General features: G+C 68.3%; 21 protein-coding genes. 7 read left to right on the top strand and 14 right to left on the bottom strand.

Annotated features, from left to right (window positions below):
- The first annotated feature begins 66 nt into the window (after positions 1 to 66).
- Positions 67 to 699: a MerR family transcriptional regulator gene (locus EV651_RS09135; protein ID WP_133784023.1), complete on the top strand. Its 633-nt coding sequence runs from the start codon at positions 67 to 69 to the stop codon at positions 697 to 699.
- On the opposite strand, the gene EV651_RS09130 is transcribed toward EV651_RS09135, so the two are convergent.
- Entirely contained in the window at positions 696 to 1,181 is a 486-nt protein-coding gene (locus tag EV651_RS09130; RefSeq protein WP_133784021.1) for a MarR family winged helix-turn-helix transcriptional regulator, read from the bottom strand. The genes EV651_RS09135 and EV651_RS09130 overlap by 4 nt on opposite strands.
- A 97-nt stretch (positions 1,182 to 1,278) precedes the next feature.
- Between EV651_RS09130 and EV651_RS09125 the strand changes: the two genes are divergently transcribed.
- Positions 1,279 to 1,860 (top strand): NADPH-dependent FMN reductase, encoded by a 582-nt coding sequence (locus EV651_RS09125; protein WP_133784019.1) that lies wholly within the window; start codon positions 1,279 to 1,281, stop codon positions 1,858 to 1,860.
- Between the two features lie 160 nt (positions 1,861 to 2,020).
- Positions 2,021 to 2,803, top strand: coding sequence for a hypothetical protein (locus EV651_RS09120; RefSeq protein WP_133784017.1), 783 nt, complete (start codon positions 2,021 to 2,023; stop codon positions 2,801 to 2,803).
- Between the two features lie 9 nt (positions 2,804 to 2,812).
- On the opposite strand, the gene EV651_RS09115 is transcribed toward EV651_RS09120, so the two are convergent.
- A complete protein-coding gene (locus tag EV651_RS09115; protein ID WP_133784529.1) occupies positions 2,813 to 5,887 on the bottom strand; it encodes a replicative DNA helicase in 3,075 nt (1,024 codons plus the stop codon).
- Between the two features lie 406 nt (positions 5,888 to 6,293).
- Here EV651_RS09115 and EV651_RS09110 point away from each other — a divergent pair, with 406 nt between their 5' ends.
- The gene (locus tag EV651_RS09110) at positions 6,294 to 7,616 is read left to right on the top strand and encodes an MATE family efflux transporter (protein ID WP_238156758.1); all 1,323 of its coding nucleotides are present in this window, start codon (positions 6,294 to 6,296) and stop codon (positions 7,614 to 7,616) included.
- Between the two features lie 41 nt (positions 7,617 to 7,657).
- The gene (locus EV651_RS09105; protein ID WP_133784015.1) at positions 7,658 to 8,401 is read left to right on the top strand and encodes a hypothetical protein; all 744 of its coding nucleotides are present in this window, start codon (positions 7,658 to 7,660) and stop codon (positions 8,399 to 8,401) included.
- A 319-nt stretch (positions 8,402 to 8,720) separates the two neighbouring features.
- On the opposite strand, the gene EV651_RS09100 is transcribed toward EV651_RS09105, so the two are convergent.
- From EV651_RS09100 to EV651_RS09050, 12 genes are all read right to left on the bottom strand, one after another.
- Positions 8,721 to 9,527, bottom strand: coding sequence for an IS110 family transposase (locus tag EV651_RS09100; RefSeq protein WP_202870230.1), 807 nt, complete (start codon positions 9,525 to 9,527; stop codon positions 8,721 to 8,723).
- 24 nt (positions 9,528 to 9,551) lie between these two features.
- The gene (locus tag EV651_RS41820; RefSeq protein ID WP_202870229.1) at positions 9,552 to 9,800 is read right to left on the bottom strand and encodes a hypothetical protein; all 249 of its coding nucleotides are present in this window, start codon (positions 9,798 to 9,800) and stop codon (positions 9,552 to 9,554) included.
- Positions 9,801 to 10,093: 293 nt separating this feature from the next.
- Complete coding sequence (locus EV651_RS09095) at positions 10,094 to 10,438, bottom strand: YrdB family protein (protein WP_133784013.1); 345 nt, start codon at positions 10,436 to 10,438, stop codon at positions 10,094 to 10,096.
- A gap of 1 nt (position 10,439) precedes the next feature.
- Positions 10,440 to 10,817 carry a DUF4913 domain-containing protein gene (locus EV651_RS09090; RefSeq protein WP_130386388.1) on the bottom strand — a complete coding sequence of 126 codons (378 nt, stop codon included), beginning with the start codon at positions 10,815 to 10,817 and terminating at the stop codon, positions 10,440 to 10,442.
- On the bottom strand, positions 10,807 to 12,642 hold the full coding sequence (locus EV651_RS09085) for a type IV secretory system conjugative DNA transfer family protein (protein WP_133784011.1): 1,836 nt from the start codon (positions 12,640 to 12,642) through the stop codon (positions 10,807 to 10,809). The genes EV651_RS09090 and EV651_RS09085 overlap by 11 nt, the downstream gene beginning before the upstream one ends.
- 6 nt (positions 12,643 to 12,648) lie before the next feature.
- Positions 12,649 to 14,244, bottom strand: a complete 1,596-nt coding sequence (locus EV651_RS09080) for an ATP/GTP-binding protein (protein WP_238156757.1) — start codon at positions 14,242 to 14,244, stop codon at positions 12,649 to 12,651.
- 34 nt (positions 14,245 to 14,278) lie between these two features.
- A complete protein-coding gene (locus tag EV651_RS09075; RefSeq protein WP_202870228.1) occupies positions 14,279 to 15,787 on the bottom strand; it encodes an SCO6880 family protein in 1,509 nt (502 codons plus the stop codon).
- The gene (locus EV651_RS09070; protein ID WP_166658548.1) at positions 15,774 to 17,414 is read right to left on the bottom strand and encodes a hypothetical protein; all 1,641 of its coding nucleotides are present in this window, start codon (positions 17,412 to 17,414) and stop codon (positions 15,774 to 15,776) included. Before EV651_RS09070 ends, EV651_RS09075 begins: the two co-directional genes overlap by 14 nt.
- Before the next feature lies 1 nt (position 17,415).
- A complete protein-coding gene (locus EV651_RS09065) occupies positions 17,416 to 18,273 on the bottom strand; it encodes a hypothetical protein (RefSeq protein ID WP_133784009.1) in 858 nt (285 codons plus the stop codon).
- Positions 18,270 to 19,130 carry a hypothetical protein gene (locus EV651_RS09060; RefSeq protein ID WP_133784007.1) on the bottom strand — a complete coding sequence of 287 codons (861 nt, stop codon included), beginning with the start codon at positions 19,128 to 19,130 and terminating at the stop codon, positions 18,270 to 18,272. The genes EV651_RS09065 and EV651_RS09060 overlap by 4 nt, the downstream gene beginning before the upstream one ends.
- Positions 19,131 to 19,168: 38 nt before the next feature.
- Entirely contained in the window at positions 19,169 to 19,375 is a 207-nt protein-coding gene (locus EV651_RS09055; protein ID WP_238156756.1) for a hypothetical protein, read from the bottom strand.
- Positions 19,376 to 19,458: 83 nt separating this feature from the next.
- Complete coding sequence (locus EV651_RS09050) at positions 19,459 to 20,079, bottom strand: DUF6668 family protein (protein ID WP_133784003.1); 621 nt, start codon at positions 20,077 to 20,079, stop codon at positions 19,459 to 19,461.
- Between the two features lie 249 nt (positions 20,080 to 20,328).
- On the opposite strand from EV651_RS09050, the gene EV651_RS09045 reads away from it, so the two are divergent.
- Together EV651_RS09045 and EV651_RS09040 are read left to right on the top strand one after the other, a co-directional pair.
- The gene (locus tag EV651_RS09045; RefSeq protein WP_133784002.1) at positions 20,329 to 21,747 is read left to right on the top strand and encodes a hypothetical protein; all 1,419 of its coding nucleotides are present in this window, start codon (positions 20,329 to 20,331) and stop codon (positions 21,745 to 21,747) included.
- The gene (locus EV651_RS09040; protein WP_133784001.1) at positions 21,744 to 21,935 is read left to right on the top strand and encodes a hypothetical protein; all 192 of its coding nucleotides are present in this window, start codon (positions 21,744 to 21,746) and stop codon (positions 21,933 to 21,935) included. Before EV651_RS09045 ends, EV651_RS09040 begins: the two co-directional genes overlap by 4 nt.
- The last annotated feature ends 63 nt before the right edge of the window (positions 21,936 to 21,998 follow it).

Raw genomic sequence — 21,998 nt, 5'->3', positions numbered from 1 at the left:
TGGATAGTTCAAGTATCCGTTTATGGATACTGATACTATCCATCACAGACAAGAGGAAGGCAAGCGATGCGAATCGGGGAACTCAGCAAGGCCACCGACGTCCCGGTGCCGACCATCAAGTACTACCTGCGCGAAGGCCTGCTACCCGCCGGCGAACTCAGTAGCCCGAACCAGGCGTCGTACGGCGACACCCACGTTCGCCGGCTCCGCCTGATCCGCGCGCTGATCGAACTCGCCCAGGTTCCGGTCGCCACGGTGAAGGAGATCCTCGAGTCGCTCGACTCCGACACCGAGCCGCTGCATGAACAGATCGGCCGTGCCCATCGCGCACTCACGCCGACCCGCCGCCTGTCCGCCACCGACGAGGCGCGGACTGCCGCTACCACTCAGGTCACGGACCTCATCGCCGCCCGCGGCTGGTCCGTCGACCCCGCGGCGCCCGCGCTCGCCACACTCATCGACACCGTCGCCGCGCTCCGCACCCTCGGCCAGGACAACCTCGTCGCCCACCTCGACACCTACGCCGAGTCGGTCGAAAGCTTCACCCGCTTCGAGATCGAGGCCGTCACCACGAACCCGACCCGCGACCAACTCGCCGAATCGGTGGTCATCGGCACCATCCTCGGCGAAACCCTCATCTCCTCACTCCGACTGCTCGCCCAGGAGTCCATCTCCGCGGACCGCTGGAAGAACCGCTAGCTGTCGCCGAGGAGTCTCGGGAGGAGCTTCGTCATCGTCTTGTGCAGAGCACGGCGGTCGGTCTCGGTCAGCGGGTCGAAGACGAGTTCGCGAACGAGTTCGACATGTCCTGGGGCAGCCTTCACCAACTCGGCGTACCCGTCGTCGGTGAGGATCGCGTTGGTGAAGCGGCCGTCGTCCGGGTCGGGTTCACGACATACCAGGCCGCGGTTCTCCAGGCGGCGGATCAGGTGGGACAGCCGGGAGAGCTCGGAGTTGGTCAGGATCGCGAGCTGACTCAGGCGCATCGTGTGATCGGGCTGATCCGAGAGGCCGGCCAGGACGTAGTACTCCAGGAAGCTCAGGTTGGAATCGCGCTGCAACTGCTCGCCGAGCGCAACCGTGAGCAGCGACATGACGAACTGCAACGTCCGCCAGGTCTCCAGCTCGTCGGGCGTCAGCCAGCGAGGCTCGGCCGCCTCCCGTGCCGCTTCGATCCCCATGGCTGCAGCATAGCCACCGATGGCATGACTTGAATGTTCATGTATCGTGGTCGGTGACATGAACATTCAAGTCAACCCCTCTGAAGGAGTCGTCGCCATGAGCGACCTGAAGATCGCGATCATCCTCGGCAGCACCCGCCCCGGGCGGAACGGCAAGGCGGTGGCCGACTGGGTCCTGTCCCAGGCCCAGCGCCGGACCGGCGCCACGTATGAGTTGATCGACCTCGTCGACTACCCGCTGCCCCACCTGGACGAGGCCGTGCCGCCGTCGGCCGGGCAGTACGCCGGCGACCACACGAAGGCGTGGGCCGAGAAGATCGCGGCGTACGACGGGTTCGTGTTCGTCACGCCGGAGTACAACCACTCCACGTCCGGCGTACTGAAGAACGCGATCGACTACCTGTACGCCGAGTGGAACAACAAGGCTGCCGGATTCGTGTCCTACGGCTCGCTCGGCGGCGCGCGGGCGATCGAGCATCTGCGCGCCATCAGCGCGGAGCTCCAGCTCGCCGACGTACGTCAGCAGCTGTCGTTCTCGCTCTTCACCGACTTCGAGAACTTCTCCCAGTTCCGCCCCGGCCCGCAGTACGCCGACCAGGCAACCACCCTGTTCAACCAGCTCGAGTCATGGGCACGCGCCCTCAAGCAGATCCGCGTCGTTCAGCCGGTCGCGGCCTGAATATCACAAGCTGATCGGTGACCTACGTCCCCCGCGATCCAGTCGATCGCCTCTGCCGTCCCCCGGCGGCCTGCAGTGTGCTGGCCTCACCAGTCGGCGCCGAGCTCGCCTGTCGGGGATCGGCGGACGACGCTCGTGGCCTGGAGCCGGGGAGGCATGGATGAGATCCGTACCAGCTTCGCATGACAGAGCACACCGACCAGCCGTCGACGAATCGGGGTGGGGTCCGCTCTACCGAGCCGGCAGCATCGCAGCGGGTCTCGCCGTGGTCCTGTACGGAGTCGCGCTGGTCATCGTCAGCATCACGACGTCCCCGCCGACCTCCGGCGGAGCGGCCGTGCTCGAGTACGTCGCCACTCACCGGTCGACCTACATCGTTCGGCAATTGCTGTGGCTGACTCCGAGCCTCCTGCTGATGGTGACGTTCCTCGCGCTGGCCGTCGCGCTACGCCATCGCGGCAGGGGTCTCGCTGCGATCGCGGGCCTGATCGCGGTGGCGTCCTGGGCGGTGTCATTGGCCTGGCCAACCACCGGTGACGGATCCCTTGCCATGGTCGTCCTGAGCGACAAGTACCTCGCCGCCGGTCCCGGCGATCGGGCACCCTTCGTCGCCGGCGCCGAGGTCCTCATCGCGCTCAACGACGTACCGGCCGTTGTCGGCGTCGTGCAGACGATCGGCATCCTCCTGGTCGCCCTCCTGATGCTGAGGGACGTTCCCCCTCAACTCACGGGCGCCGGTAGGTCGTTCTCCCGCAGACTCGCCTGGCTCGGCGTGGCAACAGGCGCGATCGGGATCATCTCCGAGGTCCTCCGCCCCGTCCTCGGTTGGGCCTACGCGACCTACGGCCTCCTCCTGTTCGCCTGGCTCCTCTGGCTCACGATCGCGCTCTGGAAGCACGCCTCCAGAACCTCGGAACCGCCCCAACGAACAGGTGCCTGGTAAGGCAGCACCTCACCCGTCGTGGGCCATGTCTACGAAGCGGGAGTAGTGGCCCTGGAATGCCACGACCACGTCCGCAGTCGGCCCGTTCCGGTGCTTGGCGACGATAAAGTCCGCCTCCCCGGGCCGGGTCGACTCACGTTCGTACGCATCCTCCCGATGCAACAGGATGACAACGTCGGCATCCTGTTCGAGTGAGTTGTGGAGAGCGACTCCGTTGGCCACGAAGTTGTGGGTGCCCAGGACTGTGGCGTCGTACACCTGTTGGTTGCCGAGGCTTTCGACTGCGGTGACGGTGTCCCAGAAGATGTCGTTGGTGGCGAGGACCTCAAGGTCGGCGTCGTCGAGGATGTCGGCGACCTTGGCGAGGCGCTGTCGGCTCGGGGCGTGCTTCCACATCGTCGAGCCGGAGAACTGTGTCCCCAGGGCGGCCGCGAACTCGCGGTGCGTGACGTTGCGGTCGGCAAGCACCTCGCGAACCTGCGACCAGACCTCCTTCGGAACAGTGTCGAGGTTGGTGTTCGCCTTCACGTCCCGCAGAGCCGCCGCGACTTCGAGCGCCTTCAAACCCCTGAGGCCGTGTACGCCGATCGCGTCGCAGAACCGCAGCTGGTTCTCAGCACCGTAGATGTACAGGTGATAGCTGTCGCGGTAGCCCGCCTTCTTCGCGGTCTTGATGCGGCTGAAGATGTTGTGGCGGAGAAGGAGGCGAGCCAGGTCGTCGACCAAACGGCGGCTGGTGCTGGCGTAGTAGATGCGTGCCTGGCCGGCCTTCTCGTCCCAGCGGACGGAGCCGTCGGTGGCCCAGAGGTGGCGGATGAAGTGGGCGACCTGCTCCTTCGGGAGGCCGAACACACCGTCAGGTACGAACTTCTCATGGCTGCGCAAGCCGAACAGGCCGAGGCCGTCGAGCCAGGCTGCGATCGGGTTCCGTTTGCCGCGGGCGAGCCGGTACGGCGCCGGGAGGCGAAGCGTGGTGACCCGGGCGGCGGCGTACTCGTCGCGGATCGCGGTGATGCCGAAGCGCCGGTGTGCCGCCTCAGCGACCGCGGTCAGGTTGGCCTCGTCGATGCTCGCGTACCGGATCGGCTGCCGCTTCACGAACGAGCCGTCGCCCAGCAAGTGAGCAAGCAGCGTGATCTCGTCCTCGTCCCACGGCTTGACGTCGAGCGGAGCCGGAACGTGCCGGAGCGAACCCACACGAGCGCCCGGCGTCAGCTCCCCCAGCGGTTTCCATCCGTTGTACGTCAGGAACGGGTGGTTCGCGGTGGCCTCGATCTCCCGACCGGACGCCAGCTTTACCCGGAAGACCTCCTTCACCCCACTCGGGAAGGCGTGCGTCAACGTGCGCGGCACCAGCTTGAGCCGGTCGTCGAGCGACCAGACCGGAATCTCACGGGTATCCGTCGCGAGCAGTTCACCGAGCGAGATCTCCGCACCGGTATCGGCCCGCATCAGCCGGGTGTCCGCGGTCAAGCAGCCCGATTCGCGGAGGTCGGAGGCCATGGGGCGTTTGTCGGAGCGTTGTTCGGAGCCTCGGTTGAGCTGGCAGATGGCGACTACCGGGAGCTCGAGTTCCTTGGCGAGGAGCTTGATGGAGCGGGAGAACTCGGAGACTTCCAGCTGGCGGGACTCGACCTTCTTGCCGGACGTCATCAGCTGGAGGTAGTCGATGACGATCAGCTTGAGGTCGTGGCGCTGTTTGAGGCGGCGGGCCTTGGCGCGGATCTCCATCATCGTCAGGTTCGGCGAGTCGTCGATGAACAGCGGGGCCTCGGAGACCTCGCCCATCTTGCGGGCCAGGCGGGCCCAGTCCTCGTCGGTCATCTTGCCGTTGCGCATGTGGTGCAGCGGGACCTTCGCCTCCGCCGACAGCAGTCGCATGGTGATCTCGTTACGGCTCATCTCCAGCGAGAAGATGCACGAGGTCAGGCCGTGCTTGATGGACGCCGAGCGGGCGAAGTCCAGACCCAGCGTCGAGTTGTGGGTCGGGATCATCGTCTTGCCGGCCAGGTACAGGTGGTCGGGGTTGTCGACCTCGACGCAGCGCACCGGCACGCTGTCGACCGGGTCGACCCACTCGAGCCGCCGCTCGCCCTCGCCGTGCAGCGCGGCCGGGAAGCCGTGCCCGGTGATCTGCCGCGGCGCCGACCCGGGGATCGGCGGTGTCAGCCCGGGACTCGCCGACATCGCCGTGTACAGGTCGGCGGTCGTGCAGACCACCGGGCGGCCGCCGTCCTCGACGCGCCACTGGTGCTCGGCGTCGGCGACGATCGTGCTGCCGTCGGAGAACGACAGCCGGAAGCACGGCCGGTCCGCCATCACCTCGGTCGCCGCGACCACCGTGGTCGGGAGCCCGTCGGCGTCCAGCAGCTGATCGCCGACCGCGACCTCGGCCATCGTGGTCCAGCCGGTCGGCGTCGGCAGCGGGGTGTCGAGCGCGAGCGCCTTCCCCATCGCGGGACGGGCGGCGACGATGATCATCTGGCCGGGGTGCAGGCCGTTGGTCAGCTCGTCCAGATCGGTGAACCCGGTCGGTACGCCGACCATCGCGTCACCGCGGGAGTCGATCGCCTCGATCTCGTCGAGGGCGCCCTCCATGATGTCCTTCAGCGGCGCGTAGTCCTCCGCGGTCCGTTTCTCGGTGACCGAGTAGATCTCCGCCTGGGCCTCGTCGACGACGTCGTCGACCTCGCCCTCACCGGCGTACCCGAGCTGGACGATCTTGGTGCCGGCCTCGACCAGGCGGCGCAGGATCGCCTTCTCCCGGACGATGTGCGCGTAGTAGCTGGCGTTGGCCGCGAGCGGGACCGACGCGACCAGGGTGTGCACGTACGGCGCGCCGCCGATCCGGGTCATCTCGCCGCGCTTGTTGAGCTCGGCCGCGACCGTGATCGCGTCGGCCGGCTCGCCCCGTGCGTAGAGGTCGGTGATCGCGTCGAAGACGGCCTCGTGCGCCGGGCGGTAGAAGTCCGTGCTGCGCAGATTCTCGATCACGTCGGCGATCGCATCCTTGCTCAGCATCATCGCGCCGAGCACACACTGCTCGGCCGCGAGATCCTGGGGAGGGGTGCGGTCGAAGCCCATCTCCGGACGCCGCTCTTCGTGGCCGCCGTCCTGGCCCCCGCGGAACTCCGCCACGCTCACTTCGTCCGACCTCCTCGCTCGCCGCTGCCCCAGCCACCGCCGGGCCGGGTTCGAACATCTATTCGAACCATAGCCACGGCCCACCGACAGTTTCCGGAGCCAGGCCTCGCGACCGTACGCCGGTCGCGTCACCAAAGGCCACTCGGTCGTCCACACCCCCTGTGGACGAATCGTGGATAACCCCCGGAAGGGGTGTGCACAGGTTGGGCACAATCCTGTGGATATCTGGGGACAAGAACCCACAACAGGCCCGTGACCTGCGGTTTCTCTAGTTCACAACTGTGGAGAAGAAAAAGTCTGAGACCAATTTCCGACGCGCCCGCGCGTCGTGGGTAACCTCGCTCCGGTGAGACGTCGACAGTGGGTGGGCGGACAGGACCGGGAGATCCTCCGGCTGGCCGTCCCGGCGTTCTTCGCGCTGGTGTCCGAGCCCTTGATGCTGCTCGCGGACTCCGCGATCGTCGGTCACCTGGGCACCCCGCAGCTCGCCGCGCTCGGCGTCGCCGGCACCATCCTGCAGACCCTCGTCGGTATCTGTGTCTTCCTCGCGTACGGCACCACGTCCGCGGTCGCCCGCCGGATCGGTGCCGGCGACCACAAGGGAGCCCTTGCCCAGGGCATCGACGGACTCTGGCTGGCGTTGCTGCTGGGCGTCGTACTCGCGCTCCTCGGACTGGCGCTCGCGCCGCAGGCCATCGCGGCGTTCGACCCGTCGCCGGAGGTGGCCGACCACGCGGTGACGTACCTGCGGATCTCCTGCTTCGGCATCCCGTCGATGCTGCTCCTGCTCGCCGCCACCGGCGTACTGCGGGGTCTGCAGGACACGAAGACCCCGATGGTCGTCGCGATCACCGCCAACCTCGCCAACATCGGGCTGAACGTCCTGCTCGTGTACGGCCTCCGTCTGGACATCGCGGGCTCCGCCCTGGGTACGGCGCTCGCGCAGACCGGCGCCGGTGTCGCGCTGGTCGTGGTGGTGGTCCGTGGCGCCCGCCGCGACGGCGCCAAGCTCCGCCCCGATCGCCCCGGGATCCTGGCCTCCGCGCAGATGGGCGTACCGCTCGTGATCCGGACGCTGACGTTGCGCGCGGCAATCGTCCTGCTCACGTTCGTCGCCACGGCCCTGGGTACGACGTCCGTCGCTGCTCACCAGGTCGCCTTCACACTGTGGTCGTTCCTCGCGCTCGCCCTGGACGCCATCGCGATCGCCGCGCAGGCGCTCACCGGTCGCGCGCTGGGCGCCGGCGACGTCGCCGGGACCCGCGCGATCACCCGCCGGATGATGTGGTGGGGCCTGTTCTCCGGGCTGATCGGCGGCCTCGCGCTCTGGGGACTGCGCGACGTCTACGTCCCGTGGTTCACCAGCGACCCCGAGGTACGTCGTACGCTCGCCGCCATCCTGATCGTGTCCGCCGTGTGGCAGCCGATCAATGGGGTCGTGTTCGTACTGGACGGCGTACTCATCGGCGCCGGGGACGGACGGTACCTCGCAGCGGCCGGAATCGTCGCGCTCGTGCTGTACGTCCCGTTGGCGCTGGCGGTGCTCTGGCGCGGCGGCGGGATCGTGACGCTGTGGTGGGCGTTCGGCGGGTACATGCTGCTGCGATTCCTCACCTTGACCACGCGTGAGCGTCGCGACGCGTGGCTGGTCACCGGAGCTACCCGCTGACCCCGCGGTGCGGCATCGTGGAACAGAAGGAAAGGAGCGGCATGCCCGACACCGACGACGACCAGTCCGTCGAGCTCGAACCCGACCAGCGGGAGCAGGGCGACGACGACACCGAGGCCGCGCGTGAGCGGAAGGCCGCCCAGGCCCGAGCGGAGGCCGACAGGTACCCGACCCACGACCTGGCGGAAGAAGCCGAACGCCGGGAAGAGGCGGACGAGCAGGCCGGGCAGGAAGAGGACGCGGAGGCGCGCGCGGAACAGCTCGACGAGCGTGCTGCCAAGGAGCAGCAGGAGCTCACGGAGCGGCGCAGCCGAGAGGAGCTCCTCGATGCCACCGCGGAGACCTCTCGGGCGTTCCAGCTCGCGTACGCCGACGAAGAGGCTCGCGACCGGTACCGGCAGTACGCCACGAACGACGTACAGCGGGGTGTCAGCGACCGGGCCCACGGCCGGCACGAGCTGGACGAGGCGGCAGCGCACCGCGACGAGGTCGGATCGGCAGGGCTGGTCGCGGAAGGTCGCCGGTACCAGAACGCAGCCACCATCGAGGAACGCAAGGCCGTCAGCGACGACAGCATCTCCCGCGAGTACGACGCCTCTGCGCGGGAGCACCGCCGCGAGGCGCAGCCGAACCCGAGCGAGGCCGTCCGCAAGGCACCGGAGGAAGCGCCGGAAGCTCAGCTGCCCCAGGCGCGCCGCCACGTCCGCGGCCCCGGCCGGGTCCGGACCAAGCAGGGCAAGGTCGTGAAGCCGAACCGGGCGAGCGAGCCGGACCTGGAGATCTGATATGGGGTGGGGGTTTGTCAATGGGCAGGGTGAGGCGCCCGTCGCGGTGGTTGGGTTCCGGGCGGGCGCCTCTAGGGGTTTGCTGGGGGGCCGTTCGGGTTTGAGCGTGTCGTTGGCGACGCGTGGTCAAGTCTGATATTCGCGGGTTTGGTTATCCGGCAGTGCGGGTGTGTTCGGCAGGAGCGGGTCGCGTGTCTAGGGTCGAGCGTGGCCCGGTTGAGTGTTGCTGTGCGGGCTGCTTCATAGATCTGACGCGGATCGCTCCACGCGTTGCTGTCTCCCTTAGGTTTCCTTGCAAAACCCCTTGCTTACAAGGGCATCAGTCCATGATCGCGAGCGACCAGCACCAGCCGGCGAGTTCGCGGGCGACCGCGACGTTGGCGATCACGGTGCGTTTGCGGCGCAGGTTGAAAGCGACCCAGCGGGCGTGCAGACGCCGGTTGCCGGCGTCACCGCGGGCTCGGGCCGCGGGCGGGGCGAGCTCCCATCGGTCACGCATGGTCTTGCCCGGCCGGTAGGGGGCGCGGTGGTGCCAGGCGGCCTCGATGAGGAGCCGGCGGACGTGGGTGTTACCGGTCTTGGTGATCGGGCCCAGTGCCCCTGAAGCGCCGGAGGACTGCTCGCTAGGCACCAGCCCGACAAACGCGCCGATGCTGTTGCCGGTGAAGCGATGCCAGTCGCCGATCTCGACCGCGAGCGCGAACCCGGTCAGGGTCCCGATCCCGCGCAGACAGCCCAGCCGCTGCACCACAGGCGTGAACTCGCTGTCGGCCGCAAGAGCGGTGATCGCGGCATCGAGCCGGTCGCGGCGGGCAGTGATCGCCAAGACGGTGTCATGGTCGGACTCGAACGCCAACTGGGCCGTGGGCGGATCGAAGTGCTGGCGCCGCAACCACCTGTCGTGGGCGTCGGTCCAGGCCGCCCCGCCGGAATAGACGATCCCTTGCCGCAGCAGCAGTTTCGACAACCGGTGCCGGGCCCGCATCAAGTCACCGCGGCAATCCTCGCGGGCCCGGACCAGATCACGGGCTGCCTCCTGCTCCACGCTCGGGATCACCACCGACGTGATCTCGTCCAAGCGCAGCAACCGAGCCAGATGGACCGCGTCCTTGGCGTCGGTCTTCACCCGATCACCTGCCGGGCGTTGCAGCTACGACGGCGCCGCCACCTCACACCGCACCCCAGCCGACGTCAACGCCCGATACAGCCCGAACCCGGTCGGCCCGGCCTCATACGTCACCGCAACCGGACCCGGCAACTGACCGATCCAGGACCGGATGTGGTCATAGCCAGGCGTCAGCCTGGCCTGCACCAGCTCGCCGGTCACACCATCGATCGCCGCCGCCGCGACCGACCTGGCGTGCACATCCAGCCCAACACTCGTACGCTCGATAAACACCGGGGCCTCCCCACACATTGTCGGACAGGCCGAGCAGCCGAAATCTGCTCGGTAACCCACGAATCTGTGCGCGCGAGGCCCCGGCCCACAAGCCCTCACCTGCCCGACCCCACAACTCACCGTTTCCTGCAGGCGGCCGAACAACCAGCCGGTGCGACGGAGTCAACGTGGAGCACGCGCAGCGCAGCGAGCATGAACGACGTTGACACCGGCCCACCGACCGGCTTCACAATTCACCCGCCCGGAAACGGGCCACCCCCGGAGCGCAGAATCCGTACGTCACTCCATACCGTCTAGCTCGGCTTCGTCGGCTGCAGCTTCTGCGTGTGGATGATCAGGAGGTTCGCGGCGACCACCACGACGTACCCGACGGCGAGCAGCGGGTGCCCCAGGCTCCACAGGGCGGCACCCGCCAGGCCGAAGACGAGAACCTTCACGATCCAGCGCGCCGACGTCCCGCGCGACGCGGTCGGCGCCGCGAACATTCCCCAGACGACCGCGGCCACCAGCGGTAAGCCGATGACGAGCAGCCACCGCACGAGCGTCGTACCGGCGGTGTTCCAGCCCCACCAGCCGAAGATGCCTAGGGCAACCACCTCGACGACGAAGGCGACCAGGAGGTTGGCACCCTTCCACATCTCAGATGCCGCGGATGTTCGGCTGCCGCTGGTCGAAGAACAGGCCGGCCGGCGGCTCCTGCACCGGGAGCGGCGGGATCGGGTAGTCGGTGTGCTGGTTGTTCCGGCAGGCGGCGAACGGGCCGTCCGGGTCCAGCAGCGACATCATGTGCGGGTCCGCGTGGTCGCGCCACCAGACCGACATACCGGTCGCCGGGTCCAGTCGCAGGTGCTCCCAGGCACGCCAGATCGAGTCCAGCCGGCTCAAAGCCTCCGCGTGCCGGTACCACTCGGGGCACCAGATGAACTGCTGCCCGAGCCGACGCGTGTAGAGGTAGATGAGCCGGTCTTCCACGAACGCCGCGACGTGCGGGTAGAACAGCTCCTGCTCACCATCCACCGCGGTTGTCTCCCTCGTTCTGCTCCCAGACCGGTCGCTCCGGTCCACGCTGCGGAGGCGCCTGGATACTCGAAGCCACCCACGGGTTGTTGCTGACCTGAACGTTCATTGCCGCTCCCGGATCGTACTTCGCCAGCGACGCCTTCACCGCACCGGCGTCCGGCCGGGTGAACCACGGCACCGTCTTCACCAGCGTGGCCGGGATGCCGGACGGGAATACGACCGCGCGGCCGGGCGGCATCGAGGCGAGGTCGGAGACCTCCATGATGTTGTGCCGCTGCACCTGCTGGCTGGTGCCGCGCTTGCCCTCGTTGTACGACACCGAGCTCGAGCTGATGTCGTAGTCGCCGATCATCTTGCTCAGGTTCTCGAGGAAGGACGCGTCGGCCGCGCCACCGCCGTACACCCGGATGTTGGCCGAGCCCCAGAGCTTCTGCATGCCGTGGTCGCCCCAGCACTCCTGGCCCTGCGCCCAGGACTGCAGGATCGTCATCAGCACGATCCCGCGGGAACCGAAGTGCGAGTACAGGTCGGGGAGGTTCTTCCACCGGCACACGTTGGCGGCCTCGTCGAGTACGCCGACCAGCGGGCTGGGCATCCGCCCCATCGGGCAGCCGCGGGCGTACTGCTCGGCGGCCTCCACGACGGCGACCGTCAGCGCGGTGACCAGCGGGCCCGCCGTACCCGCGCCTTCCTTGGACAGGCTGTACAGCGTGCCGCCCTGCCGGACGAACTCGTGCGGGTTGAACTGGGGCCGGTTGTCGTTCGGGCCGTTCGGGATGACCCAGCGGGTCACCTTGCGGTTGACCAGGAACTGGGCGCTCTGCTGCGCCGTTCCGTAGACACCGGCGCGCTGCTTGTCGGGCGCGTTGATCACACCGGACAGGGCGTCCGCGGACAGCTGCAGCCCCGGGGTGTTGCGCAGGATCCGCTCCGGCTCGTCGTTGCGCTGGTCGGCCAGCCAGCTGTAGACCTGGGTGATCGGCCGCTTGGCGACGGCGGCAGCGAGCAGCAGACCGGCCAGCAGGTCCGTACCGGCGGCGTCGAAGAACGCGTCGGTCTGGGCACCGACCTGACGCTGCGAGGCGACGAAGTGCTCGGCCAGCTCCCGCGCCTTGGTCTCGTCGGTGATGTAGGTCAGCGGGTTCCACCACCAGTTCGGCGGCTCCTCACAGACCTCCTGCGGGTCGAACACCCACAGCGGGCCCTTCTCCGAACGCGGCCCGCGGGTGGCGTCGACGATGTCCCGCTTGTTCGAGGTGGCGACGACGCAGCCGGGCGCGTCGAGGATCGCCGGCACGGCGCGCGACGTGGTCTTACCGGTTCGGGGGCCCCAGATGTCGACGTGCATGTCTTCCCAGTTGCCGAAGACCTCCAGGTTGTCCCGGACGGTCCGGCCGATCAGGATGCCCGGCCCCGCGTGCCCGGCGCCGAGCTGGTTCGCCTTCTCCTGCGCGCCTTCCCGGGTCAGCTTGTAGATCTCGGACCGCTTCGACATCAGCTGCGCCTGTCGGTCGACCCGGCCGATCGAGCGTTCCCGGTTCCGGAAGAACATCCACCCGCCGCCGACCAGGCCGAGCAGCACGACGATCTCCACGACCAGGATGCCGGTGGCCGCGCCGGACCACTCCAGGTTCCCCTTCGACAGGTCGACGATCGCGTCGAACGGGTTCCCGGGCGTCCGTGAGCCGTTGATCGCGGACGCGACCTTCAGCGCGCCCCACATCGAGAAGACCACCAGCGCGACCGCGCCGATGATCGCGAAGATCAAGACCGCCTCGGGTGAGATCCCGCCCGGGCCGGTGCTCTTCCTGCCCTGCGCCATGACTCGTCAGCTCCCCACGCGCGTGGTCGGGTCGGGCGGTGGCAGCAGCATCGGGTCGTCCAGGCTGTACTCACCGACGACCTGCTCGGTGCCGTCCGGCGCGACCTCGATCTTCTGCGGCTTACCGTCGTTGCCGGTCGTCCACAGCTTGTTGGTGTCGTTGATCTCGCGCTCGACCGAGGTGAGGCCGACGTGCACCGGGATGCCCGGGCGGCCACCGACCTTGATCAGGAAGTTTCCGCGGCCGGGAGGTGCGGCCTCCTTGCCGGTGGCCGGGTCCCACGCGGGCGGGTCCTGCCAGCCGACGAGCATGTTCTGCTCCTCCATGGACATCGACACGACCTCGGTCAGGTTCTCCATCTCGGCGCGCGGCAGACCGCCGCAGATGACCATGCCGGACCGCTCGACGAAACCCTTCGCCTTCATCCGGTCCTCGGGGTTCGGCAGCGCGAGCAGGTCGGACATGGTGTGCGAGATCATCGCCATGCCGACACCGCGTTGCCGGTTCAGACGGGTCAGCGCGTCGACGCGGTCGACCAGACCGCTCCCGGCCCGCAGCACCCGCCACAGCTCGTCCAGGATGACGAAGTAGTGCCGCCGCGGCTCGAGTCCGGCGTCCGCCAGCGCCTGCGAGACCGCGACCGCGCCGAACCCGTACGACCAGCAGGCCAGCAGTACGGCGGCCTGCAGGCTGGTCTCGGAGTCGTCGACGTTGGACACGTCGAACACCACCGGGCGGTCCATCTGCATCGGGTTGTCGGTCGGTGCGGAGAAGATCTCGCCCAGCCGGCCGCCGCCGACCAGACCGATCAGCGACGCTTCCAGGCCCTCGGTGATCTGCCGGTAGCGGTCCAGGCTGCCGCGGTCCAGGGCGACGTTGCGGACCCGGTCCGGGGCGTCCTGGATGACCTGGAGCAGGTCCTTCAGCACCGGCGTACCTTGGAACCGCTCGTCGAGGACCTTGAGCGCCTCGTCGAGGATGGTCTCCTCGCGGTCGTTCGGGTTCTGGTTACGCATGATCGCGATCAGCGCCGAGACCATCGTCTGCCGGCGGCCGTGCGCGTCGGCCTGGATCGCCTCGCGGGCCTTGCCGGTCAGCCGGAGCGCGGCCTCCCGGGACTCGCCCGGGTCGAGCACGTTCAGGTGACCACGACCGCGGCCGAGCTGGATGACCTGACCGCCGAGGGCCTCGATGAGGTCCTTGTAGTCCGGCTTCAGGTCACCGAGCACCAGCGGCATCACGCCGTACCCGGCCATGCCGAGCGCCATCCGCCGGGTGATCGTCGACTTGCCCAGACCCGGCTTGCCGAGCACGAACATCGACGGGTTCGAGATCAGCTTGGCCCGCATGAACCAGCTGATCGGGTCGCAGCACATGGTCGCGCCGGACAGGATGTTCCGGCCGATCGGTACGCCGACCATCGGGCTGCCGGTCCCGGCCGAGAACGGCCACATTCCGCAGACCTGGACCGTCGTACCGCGCCATTCCTGCGGAGCCTGCAGGTACGTCGAGTAACCGCCGCCCATACCGGGCCAGCCACGGGGCATCGGCCGCCGGCCGCGGCGGCTCGGGTCAACCGGCTTCTTCTGCTTCTTGCTCACTGTGACCCCCCAGATGTCACTGTGCGAAGTCTCATCATAGGGATTCCCGCAGCCCGGCCGGCACTGCGAGGTGGTTCTGTACGACGACACCCAGCGGCAGCGCGGCGACGAACGCGGAGTCTTGCGAGCCGTACACCGGCCGCAGCAGAACACGCGCGGTGGCGCCGAGGTTGTCGATCGCGGCGACCATGTCCGGAATCTGCTCGGCAGTCATCACGGTGCCGGTGACGGCCATACCGAAGTTGACCAGGCCCGCGCCCCGGGCCTCCTCCTGCGCGGAACGTTCGGCGGCCCGAGCCTCCGCCAGGTTGCGCGCGGACGGCCGGGCGGACGCCGTGGCGCGGAACGACGCGTTGCGCTTGTCGGCCTCCACCATCCGGGCCGCCGTACCGGCGTCGAGCGGGCGGTAGAGCAGCGTCACGCGCTTGCGGTCGATGTCGGGGTGCGGCGCGACCAGCTGCGACAGCACCGACGAGAACACCTCGCCGCGCGGAGCCTGCGACATCTGCCAGGTCACGGACCAGGCCGAGTCGTGCCGGTACTTGTCCCAGAACGCCTGGGTCCCGGCCGGGCCGACGTCGGTCCATTGCAGCTCGGGCGGCATGCCCTGGGCACGCGCCTCGTCGATCAAGGCGGCGGACGCCGGGTCGTACGCGATCCGGATCGCCTCGCACAGCTCCTGCGCGCTGACCGGACGAGCGGCGCCCGCACCGGTCGCGTTCAGGCTCTGGGTCAGCGCGGGCAGCCGGGCTGCGAGTTCGCGGCCCATGTCGTCTTCCTTGCGCCGCTTGCCGCTCCGGTCGGTGCCCTTGAAGGTCAGCGCGACCCGGGCCGAGACCAGCGCGGAGCCCTCCGGGTACGTCTGCACGACCTCGGTCAGCATCGCCCGGGCGATCGCCGGGGACCCGTCGACCATGTTGTTGCCGACCTCACGGCGCAGCCGGATGCCGGTGTCCGGTGCGCTCTCCACCGTCACCGAGGCGGCGACGATGCCCGGCTCGTGACCGAGCGAGGCGAGCCACTGGCCCCAGTGCGCCACCCAGATGTCCACCTGCTCCTCGTCGACGAGCGAGGCGCCGTCGGGCTCGGCGTTGATGACGACGGTGAAGTGCCGGGTGCTCGGGTAGTACAGCAGTGCGAACGGCCGGCCGTAGGAGTCCTGGTACTCGCTCAGCTGGGAGGCTGCGGCGAGGCCGGGAAGCTGGAACTTGCCCCAGGGGGTCCGGCCGAGCGGCCCGGAGCGGTAAAGGTTGTGCTTAGCCATCTTTGCTCGTTGCCATCCAATGTGGGTCGAGAGCCGTTGCAGCGTGGAGAACCCGTGCTTGTCCTTCGTGATCAGCAGTCCGAGCGCCGCACCGACGATCAGCAGGCTGACGAGGGCCGCCCTGATGCCGCCCACCATCGTCGAGATGACGACCAGCAGCAGGCCGCCCATCATGATGCCGGTGCCGAGCATCCCCAGGCCGGCGATGCCCGCCGAGGCGGGCCTCCGCCAGTTGCCGTAGGTGCGAGGTGCGCGTCGTACGTTCTCAGCCGCTGCCACTTGGTCCGTCCGGTGGTGGTGGGGGTGGTTGGTTGTTTCGGTCGTCGTCACGGTAGTCGCGAGCGCGGTCTCGCTCGCGGCTCAGGTCGCCGCCACCGCCGCTGCCGGTGGGGCCGCCGCCATCGCTGCCACCGCCGCCTCCACCGCCGCCCCCGCCTTGCGAGCTCTGGTCCATCTCGTCGTTGCCGATGGTCTCGGATGCGGCCGTCTGACCGACCGCCTTGGTGGCATCCATGCCGGCCTTGACCGCGACGACCGCGACCGCGGCCGGTCCAAGCGCAGCCGCGGCACCACCGGCAGCTGCGCCGCCTGCGGCTCCACCGCCGGCAGCACCACCAGCAGCACCGCCTCCCGCAGCACCGCCTGCAGCAGCGCCTTCGCCTCCGGCGGCCGCGCCTTCACCGCCGCCAGCGCCACCTGTGCTCGGGGCCTGCTGCGACGCCCTCCCGACGTTCTGCGCACCGGTCGGACCGTCACCCCCTCCTCCGCCACCGCCACCGCCGCCGCCTTCCGAGCCCTCGCTGACGCCCTTGTTCGCCAGGTCACCGAGCTTGTCCATCCCGGCCATCTTGGCCGCGAGCATGCCGGCGCCGGCGCCGCCCGCCGTCGCGCCGACCATCGGCACGATGAACCGCATCAGCGCCGGCATCGCGAACAGCGCGAGCACCAGCATCGTGAGCCCGGTGACCACGTTCATCACCATGTGGCCGATGTTGTCGGGGTTCAGCAGGCCGTCGCCTTCGGTGATGTACTTGAACGACAGTTCGCCGTTGTTCGAGACCAGCCGGATCGCCGTCGCGTAGATGATCGCCGCCACCGGTTTGTACAGGATGAAGGCGAGCAGCCAGGAGATGATCCGTTTGAACCAGTTCCGGCCCATCTCGGTGTTCGTCGCGGCGGCCGCGATCGGCAGCACGCCGATCAGCAGGATCAGCATGGCGCTGCGGACGACCATCAGCACGATCTGGATCAGGCTCGCGATCACACACAGCAGGCCGATCGCGATCATGATGCCGATCAGCAGCGGTGAACCGGCGATGCCGGCGACCACGCCGAAACCGAGCACAGCCGCCATCGTGTCGCCGAAGGCTTTCGCGTCACCGGACCCGATGTCCTGACACCCGTGGACCCAGGAGCCGGCGGTGGATTTCGAATCCAGAGCGGTGCTGATGATGCAACTGGAGAACATGTCGCCGGCCGTGATCAGCGCCTGCGCGACGGCGATCGAGAACGCCGCGGCGACCGCGAGCGTGATCAGCGACCGGAGGATCTCGCGGGCCGCCTCACCGCGCTGGCTCCAGGCCATCTGCACGGCGCCGAAGATCAACCCGATGGCGGCGATGAAGAGCGCGATGAACTCCGTATGGCCCCAGATCCAGGCGACCGTGTCGTTGGACGGCTTGCCGCTGGTGTTCGGATCGCTGCCGTCGTTCCCGATCCCGATGGTCGGCACATAGACCCAGAAGGTGGCGATCGTGCTCATGAGCGTGCCGACCGCATGGGCGATGGCATCAAGGATTGGCTTGAACACGTGCGAGAGTATCCATTCCACGGCGGGGCCGAGGACAACCCCGAGGATGTCTTTCATGAGGTTGATCGCCCAGTCGAGGACGCTCAGCTGGATCATGTCAGGACGTCCTTGGCGAGACGAAGCGAAGGATGGCCGGCAGCGCGACGATGGCCACCAGCATCAGGGTGACGCCCATGATGATCTTGAGGATGTGTCCAGTGCCTTCCGAACCCATCAGACCGATCGCGGTGGCATAGATGATCGCCGCGACGGGTTTGTAGATGATGAACGACGCCAGCCAGGCGAGTGCGCGCTTGAACCACATCATCCCCATTTCGGTGTTCGTCGCGGCCGCGGTCAGCGGAAGCATTCCGACCAGCAGCACGAGCATGCCGTAGCGCACGATCATCAGCGCCAGTTGGATGACGGCGGCGATCACCATCAGGATCCCGACGAGGATCACCAGTAACCAGCCGAACGGTTCGTCCAGCGTGTCGAGCAGATTCTTCGCGTAGTTCTGGTCGTCCTTCTTCAGCGCCGCATTGACGATCCAGGACGAGAAGCCGTCGGCGGCCGAGATCAGCGTGCTCGCGAAGACCGCCGCGGAACCCGTCACCACGACCAGGGTGATCAACGATTTGAGGATGTCGCGGGCCGGCTCACCCCGGTGCGAGATCGCCATCTGGACCGCACCGACGATGACCGCGAGCGCGGCGATGAACAGCGTGATGAATTGGATGTGTCCCTGGATCCACAGCGCGGGCGTGTTCTCCGCGATGTTCGGGGTCGGGATGTAGACCCAGAGCAGACCGATCGCCTTCATGACCGCGTCGACGGCGTCGATGACGACCTTGGCGATCGCGTCGAAGATGAAGTCGAAGACCTTGCCGAAGGCCCACTCGAGCGCCGTCTTCAGGCCTTCCTCGAAGCAGTCGTCCCAGTCCCAGGGCCACCCCGAACAGCCGAGCGCGATCATGCCGCACCACTGAACCGGACGTAGCCGCTGAGACTGGACAGGATGTCCGGCTCGAGCGAGCCGTTGAAGCTGCCGTCGGTCTGCAGCTCGACGTACCAGTCACCGCGGTACCACCGCATGGTGATCGGCATCGCGCCGTACGCCCTGCCGTTCAGGTCGGCGACGATCTGGATGATCGCCCGGGTCGCGTTCGTCGGGTAGTCGAGCACCTTGAAGGCGGCGAACTGGAGTCCGCCCGTCATGGCCGACGGCGTCGTGCTCGTCTTCCTGGCCTCGGCGAGGGCCGCGTCCCGGCCCGGGCCGGGGTACACCCGGCTCCGCAGTGTGGCGACGCCGACCTCCGGGTTCTGGAGTTGGCCGAGCGCGACCATCGCGGCGAGCACCGCACCCGTCGGCGAGTGCGAGAAGCAGGAGCGCACACCGTTGGGGCTGGTGGTCGCGGGGCCGTTCGCGGCCTGGATGGGGATCAGCATCTGTCCCTCGAACTGCCACGAGACCGCGACCGGGGCGGCGAGCCTGGGGATCGCCGGGTTCGGGTTCTTGTTGTGACAGCCGCCGTCGCGGCTGTTGGCCGGTGGCGGCGTCGGCACCGTGCCGGTGGGTACCGCGGTCGGCGACGCGGGCGGCTGGTTCGTCTCTTCGGTGGGCTGTCCGGTAGGAACGACCGTGCTCGGCGTCTGGCTGGGGTTGGCCGTCGGATTGTCCGAGCGGCTCCCCAGCATGAACCAGACGACCAGGCAGATCAGCACCGCTCCGACGACGATCGCCGACGCGATGAAGCCACGCTCTTCGAGGAACGTGCTCTTCTCGCCGTCGGAGTCGTCGCCGGAGTCCGGGTCCTTGCTGAACAGTCCCACCTAGGATCAGCCTCCGACCAGCTCTGCCTGCGCCCGGATCACTTCAGGGCGTCGACGAGGGCGGTCGCCGCGCCGATGACGATGCAGGCCGCCAGGACCCAGCCGAGCCGGGCGGCGTGCTCGCCACCCTCGCCGCGGCGCTGACCGATGGCCATCATGCCGCCGGCGATGATGATGCCGAGTGCACAGACCAGGTACGCGATCCACTTGACCCAGTCGAGAACCTTGTTCAGGCCCTTCGTCACCTCTACAGGCGGAGCCTCCAGAGGCAGCGAGTTCGGAAGCTCGGTAACCAGGTGGTGAAGCAACATCATTGTCTTGGTGCCTTTCAGTACGGGGCGGGGTAGTCCGCTGGGTTTGACGCGCGAAGTGCGTAGATGGATTCGAGAACTTCGAAAACCTCGTCTGGCGTGTTGTCAGGCGTGGGAGCCTCCCCTCTGCGCCACTCCTCGATCCACGGAATGTCCCAGACCCTCGGAACACCTCCGCCGACGATGTCCGCGAAGTCGTCGAGCACGCGGGGCAGCCGGCCGGGAGCGTCCGCGATCAGCACGAGGCCGAGCACGGCGACACCCTGGACGACACCCGAGGCCCACTCGATCGCGGCCCGCTGCGCGGCGCGCAGACCGGACCCGTGGGTCCGGGCAACCAGGATCACCGGCGTCGGCACCGGCGGCGGCGGGATCGGCCAACGGTGGTTGGACGCCCGGGTCCCCGGCAGCAGCACCGACATGGTGGTCTCGCCGGAGCCGCCGTGGACGCCGACCCACCACAGGGTGTCGGCGGCCGGAATCGCGAATTTGGGCAGGCGCTGATCCTCCGCGGGCGCCGGCACTCCGTGCTGGGGCGCCGACGGCCCCCGCGGAGTGATGTCCGGCCGAGGTCCGGGGCCCGGCGACGGCGGCTGCGGCCCCGGAGACTGCTCCCGTGTCCACGGGTTCTGCGTCATGGCCCCTCCTCTCGCGGTCCGTCACAGGCTGTTGCCCACCGTATTCTCTCGCTTTCCGGGTGTACTTGCGTGACCCATCCACAGGCGAGGATGTTTCTACCCCCTTGTCGGGGTCAGTCGAGCCGACAGGCCCGCGTGGTTTCTGCATGCCCGGAATCCCCGGTATGCCCTCATGCGGGGGCCATGCTAGAACGAGGGCGCCGGAAGCCGATGATCGAGGGAGACCTGTGGCGGGAATGAGAGGACATCGTGGCTGAGAAGATCCCTTCCTGGCCCAAGGTCACGATCCGGCTGTACGACGACCACAACGCCGAGGTGAAGATCGCCGGGCGTAGTCACCCGGTCAACCACCACGATCCGCGGCAGGCTGCGATCCAGCTCGTCAGCGAGCAGGCCGCGCAACTGGGCCGTGCGGTGAAGGCGACCGCGATCGAGGCCGACGGCGCTTCCTGGCCGTTGGTCATCCACCCGGACGGCCAGGTGGAGGCGATCGACACCGACCCCCGCAAGGGAAAGAAGCCGATCTGGCCGATCGTGCTCGCGATGGTCGTTGCGGTCGTCCTGATCGCCGGTACGACGCTGTACATCACCGTCTTCAGCAAGCTCGGCGAAGGCAAACCGCAGGTGACCGAGTCGCCCAAGTTGCCGGTGCTCCCCGGCCCGAGCGTGCGCCCTGACGAGTTCCCCCCGAGGACCCAGCCGAAGGGCTACTCGACGCACGCGGGCTGGACGGTCGACCTCGCCGAGGACAGCACGCCGGCGCTCAAGCCGGACGGCACCGAGGTCGCCATCCTGACGACCGACGGGAAGGTCGCCGTGTTCGATGCCAACGGCAAGGTGTTGTGGCAGGACAAGGTGCCCAAAGACGCCGAGAACCCGGTCTACACCACGATCGACGGGAAGCAGGTACTGGCGATTGCGACGCCGAGCACCCTGTATTACTGGGCGGGCGGCGGCGCCGAGGCGAAGACGATCGAGTTGCCGGACAGCGCCAAGGTGCAGTTCTTCGGCAAGTCGCCGCTGGTCCTGCTCGGCGACGAGTCCGGGGCGATGGTGATCTCGGGCGGCGAACTCAAGACGGTCCCGGATCAGCCGCGCAGCTCCACGATCCTGCTCGCCGAAGGCGACCGCACGCTGATGGCGCAGTACCTCGGTCCGCTCTACTGGACGCAGCCGGGCAAGCCGATCGTCACCGTGAATCTGCAGCCGCCAGGTGGCGCCGGCCAGCTCATCCAGGTGGTCTCGGCGAGCCCGGACTACGTCCAGGCGCTGTGGACCAACGCCAAGAACCCGGCGGAGGAGTCGATCCCGGCGGTGCACTCGACCGCGAGCGGCAAGGTGGTCGCGAGCTGCGGAACGGTACGCAACGGCGACACCGACGGCTGGGACTGGGTCCCCGACCCGAACCGCAAGTTCGCTGCCTGGGGCGAGTGCCTCGTCAACCTCACGCTGACCAAGAACAACACCAGGCGGCTCCCGGGCTTCCAGCCCTTGTCGGTCAGCGGATCGATGCTCTACGGCACGATCAGCAGCAAGCCGTACGCCGTCTCGCCGAACTGGAACACCTACCCGATGAACGAGGGCACCACGCGGCCGTGGGGTGTCGCCGGCAAACGCGCGGTCGTCGTGTACAACTCCGTTCTCTACGCATTGGATCCGGCGAAATGAACCGTCGAACGCGCCGCGCGGCGCGAGTCACGACCGCATTGGTTGCCGTCGGCATCCTGCTGGCGCCCTCGCAGGCGCTCGCCGACACCATCGAGCCGGAGCCGGTCGAGTGGCCCAAGGTCAAGCCGGCCAACGGACCGGTGGTCGAGCCCCAGCCCGTCGACTGGCCGACTCCCGCGAAGCCCTGACAGCGATGCCGGCAACGACAAGGCCCGCGTCCCCCCAACCGGAGGGAACGCGGGCCTCGAACG

It is taken from the genome of Kribbella sp. VKM Ac-2571 (assembly GCF_004362255.1).
Classification (GTDB): domain Bacteria; phylum Actinomycetota; class Actinomycetes; order Propionibacteriales; family Kribbellaceae; genus Kribbella; species Kribbella pratensis.
Note: the sequence above shows the minus strand (reverse complement) of the source record. Positions and strands in the feature narration are given on the sequence as shown.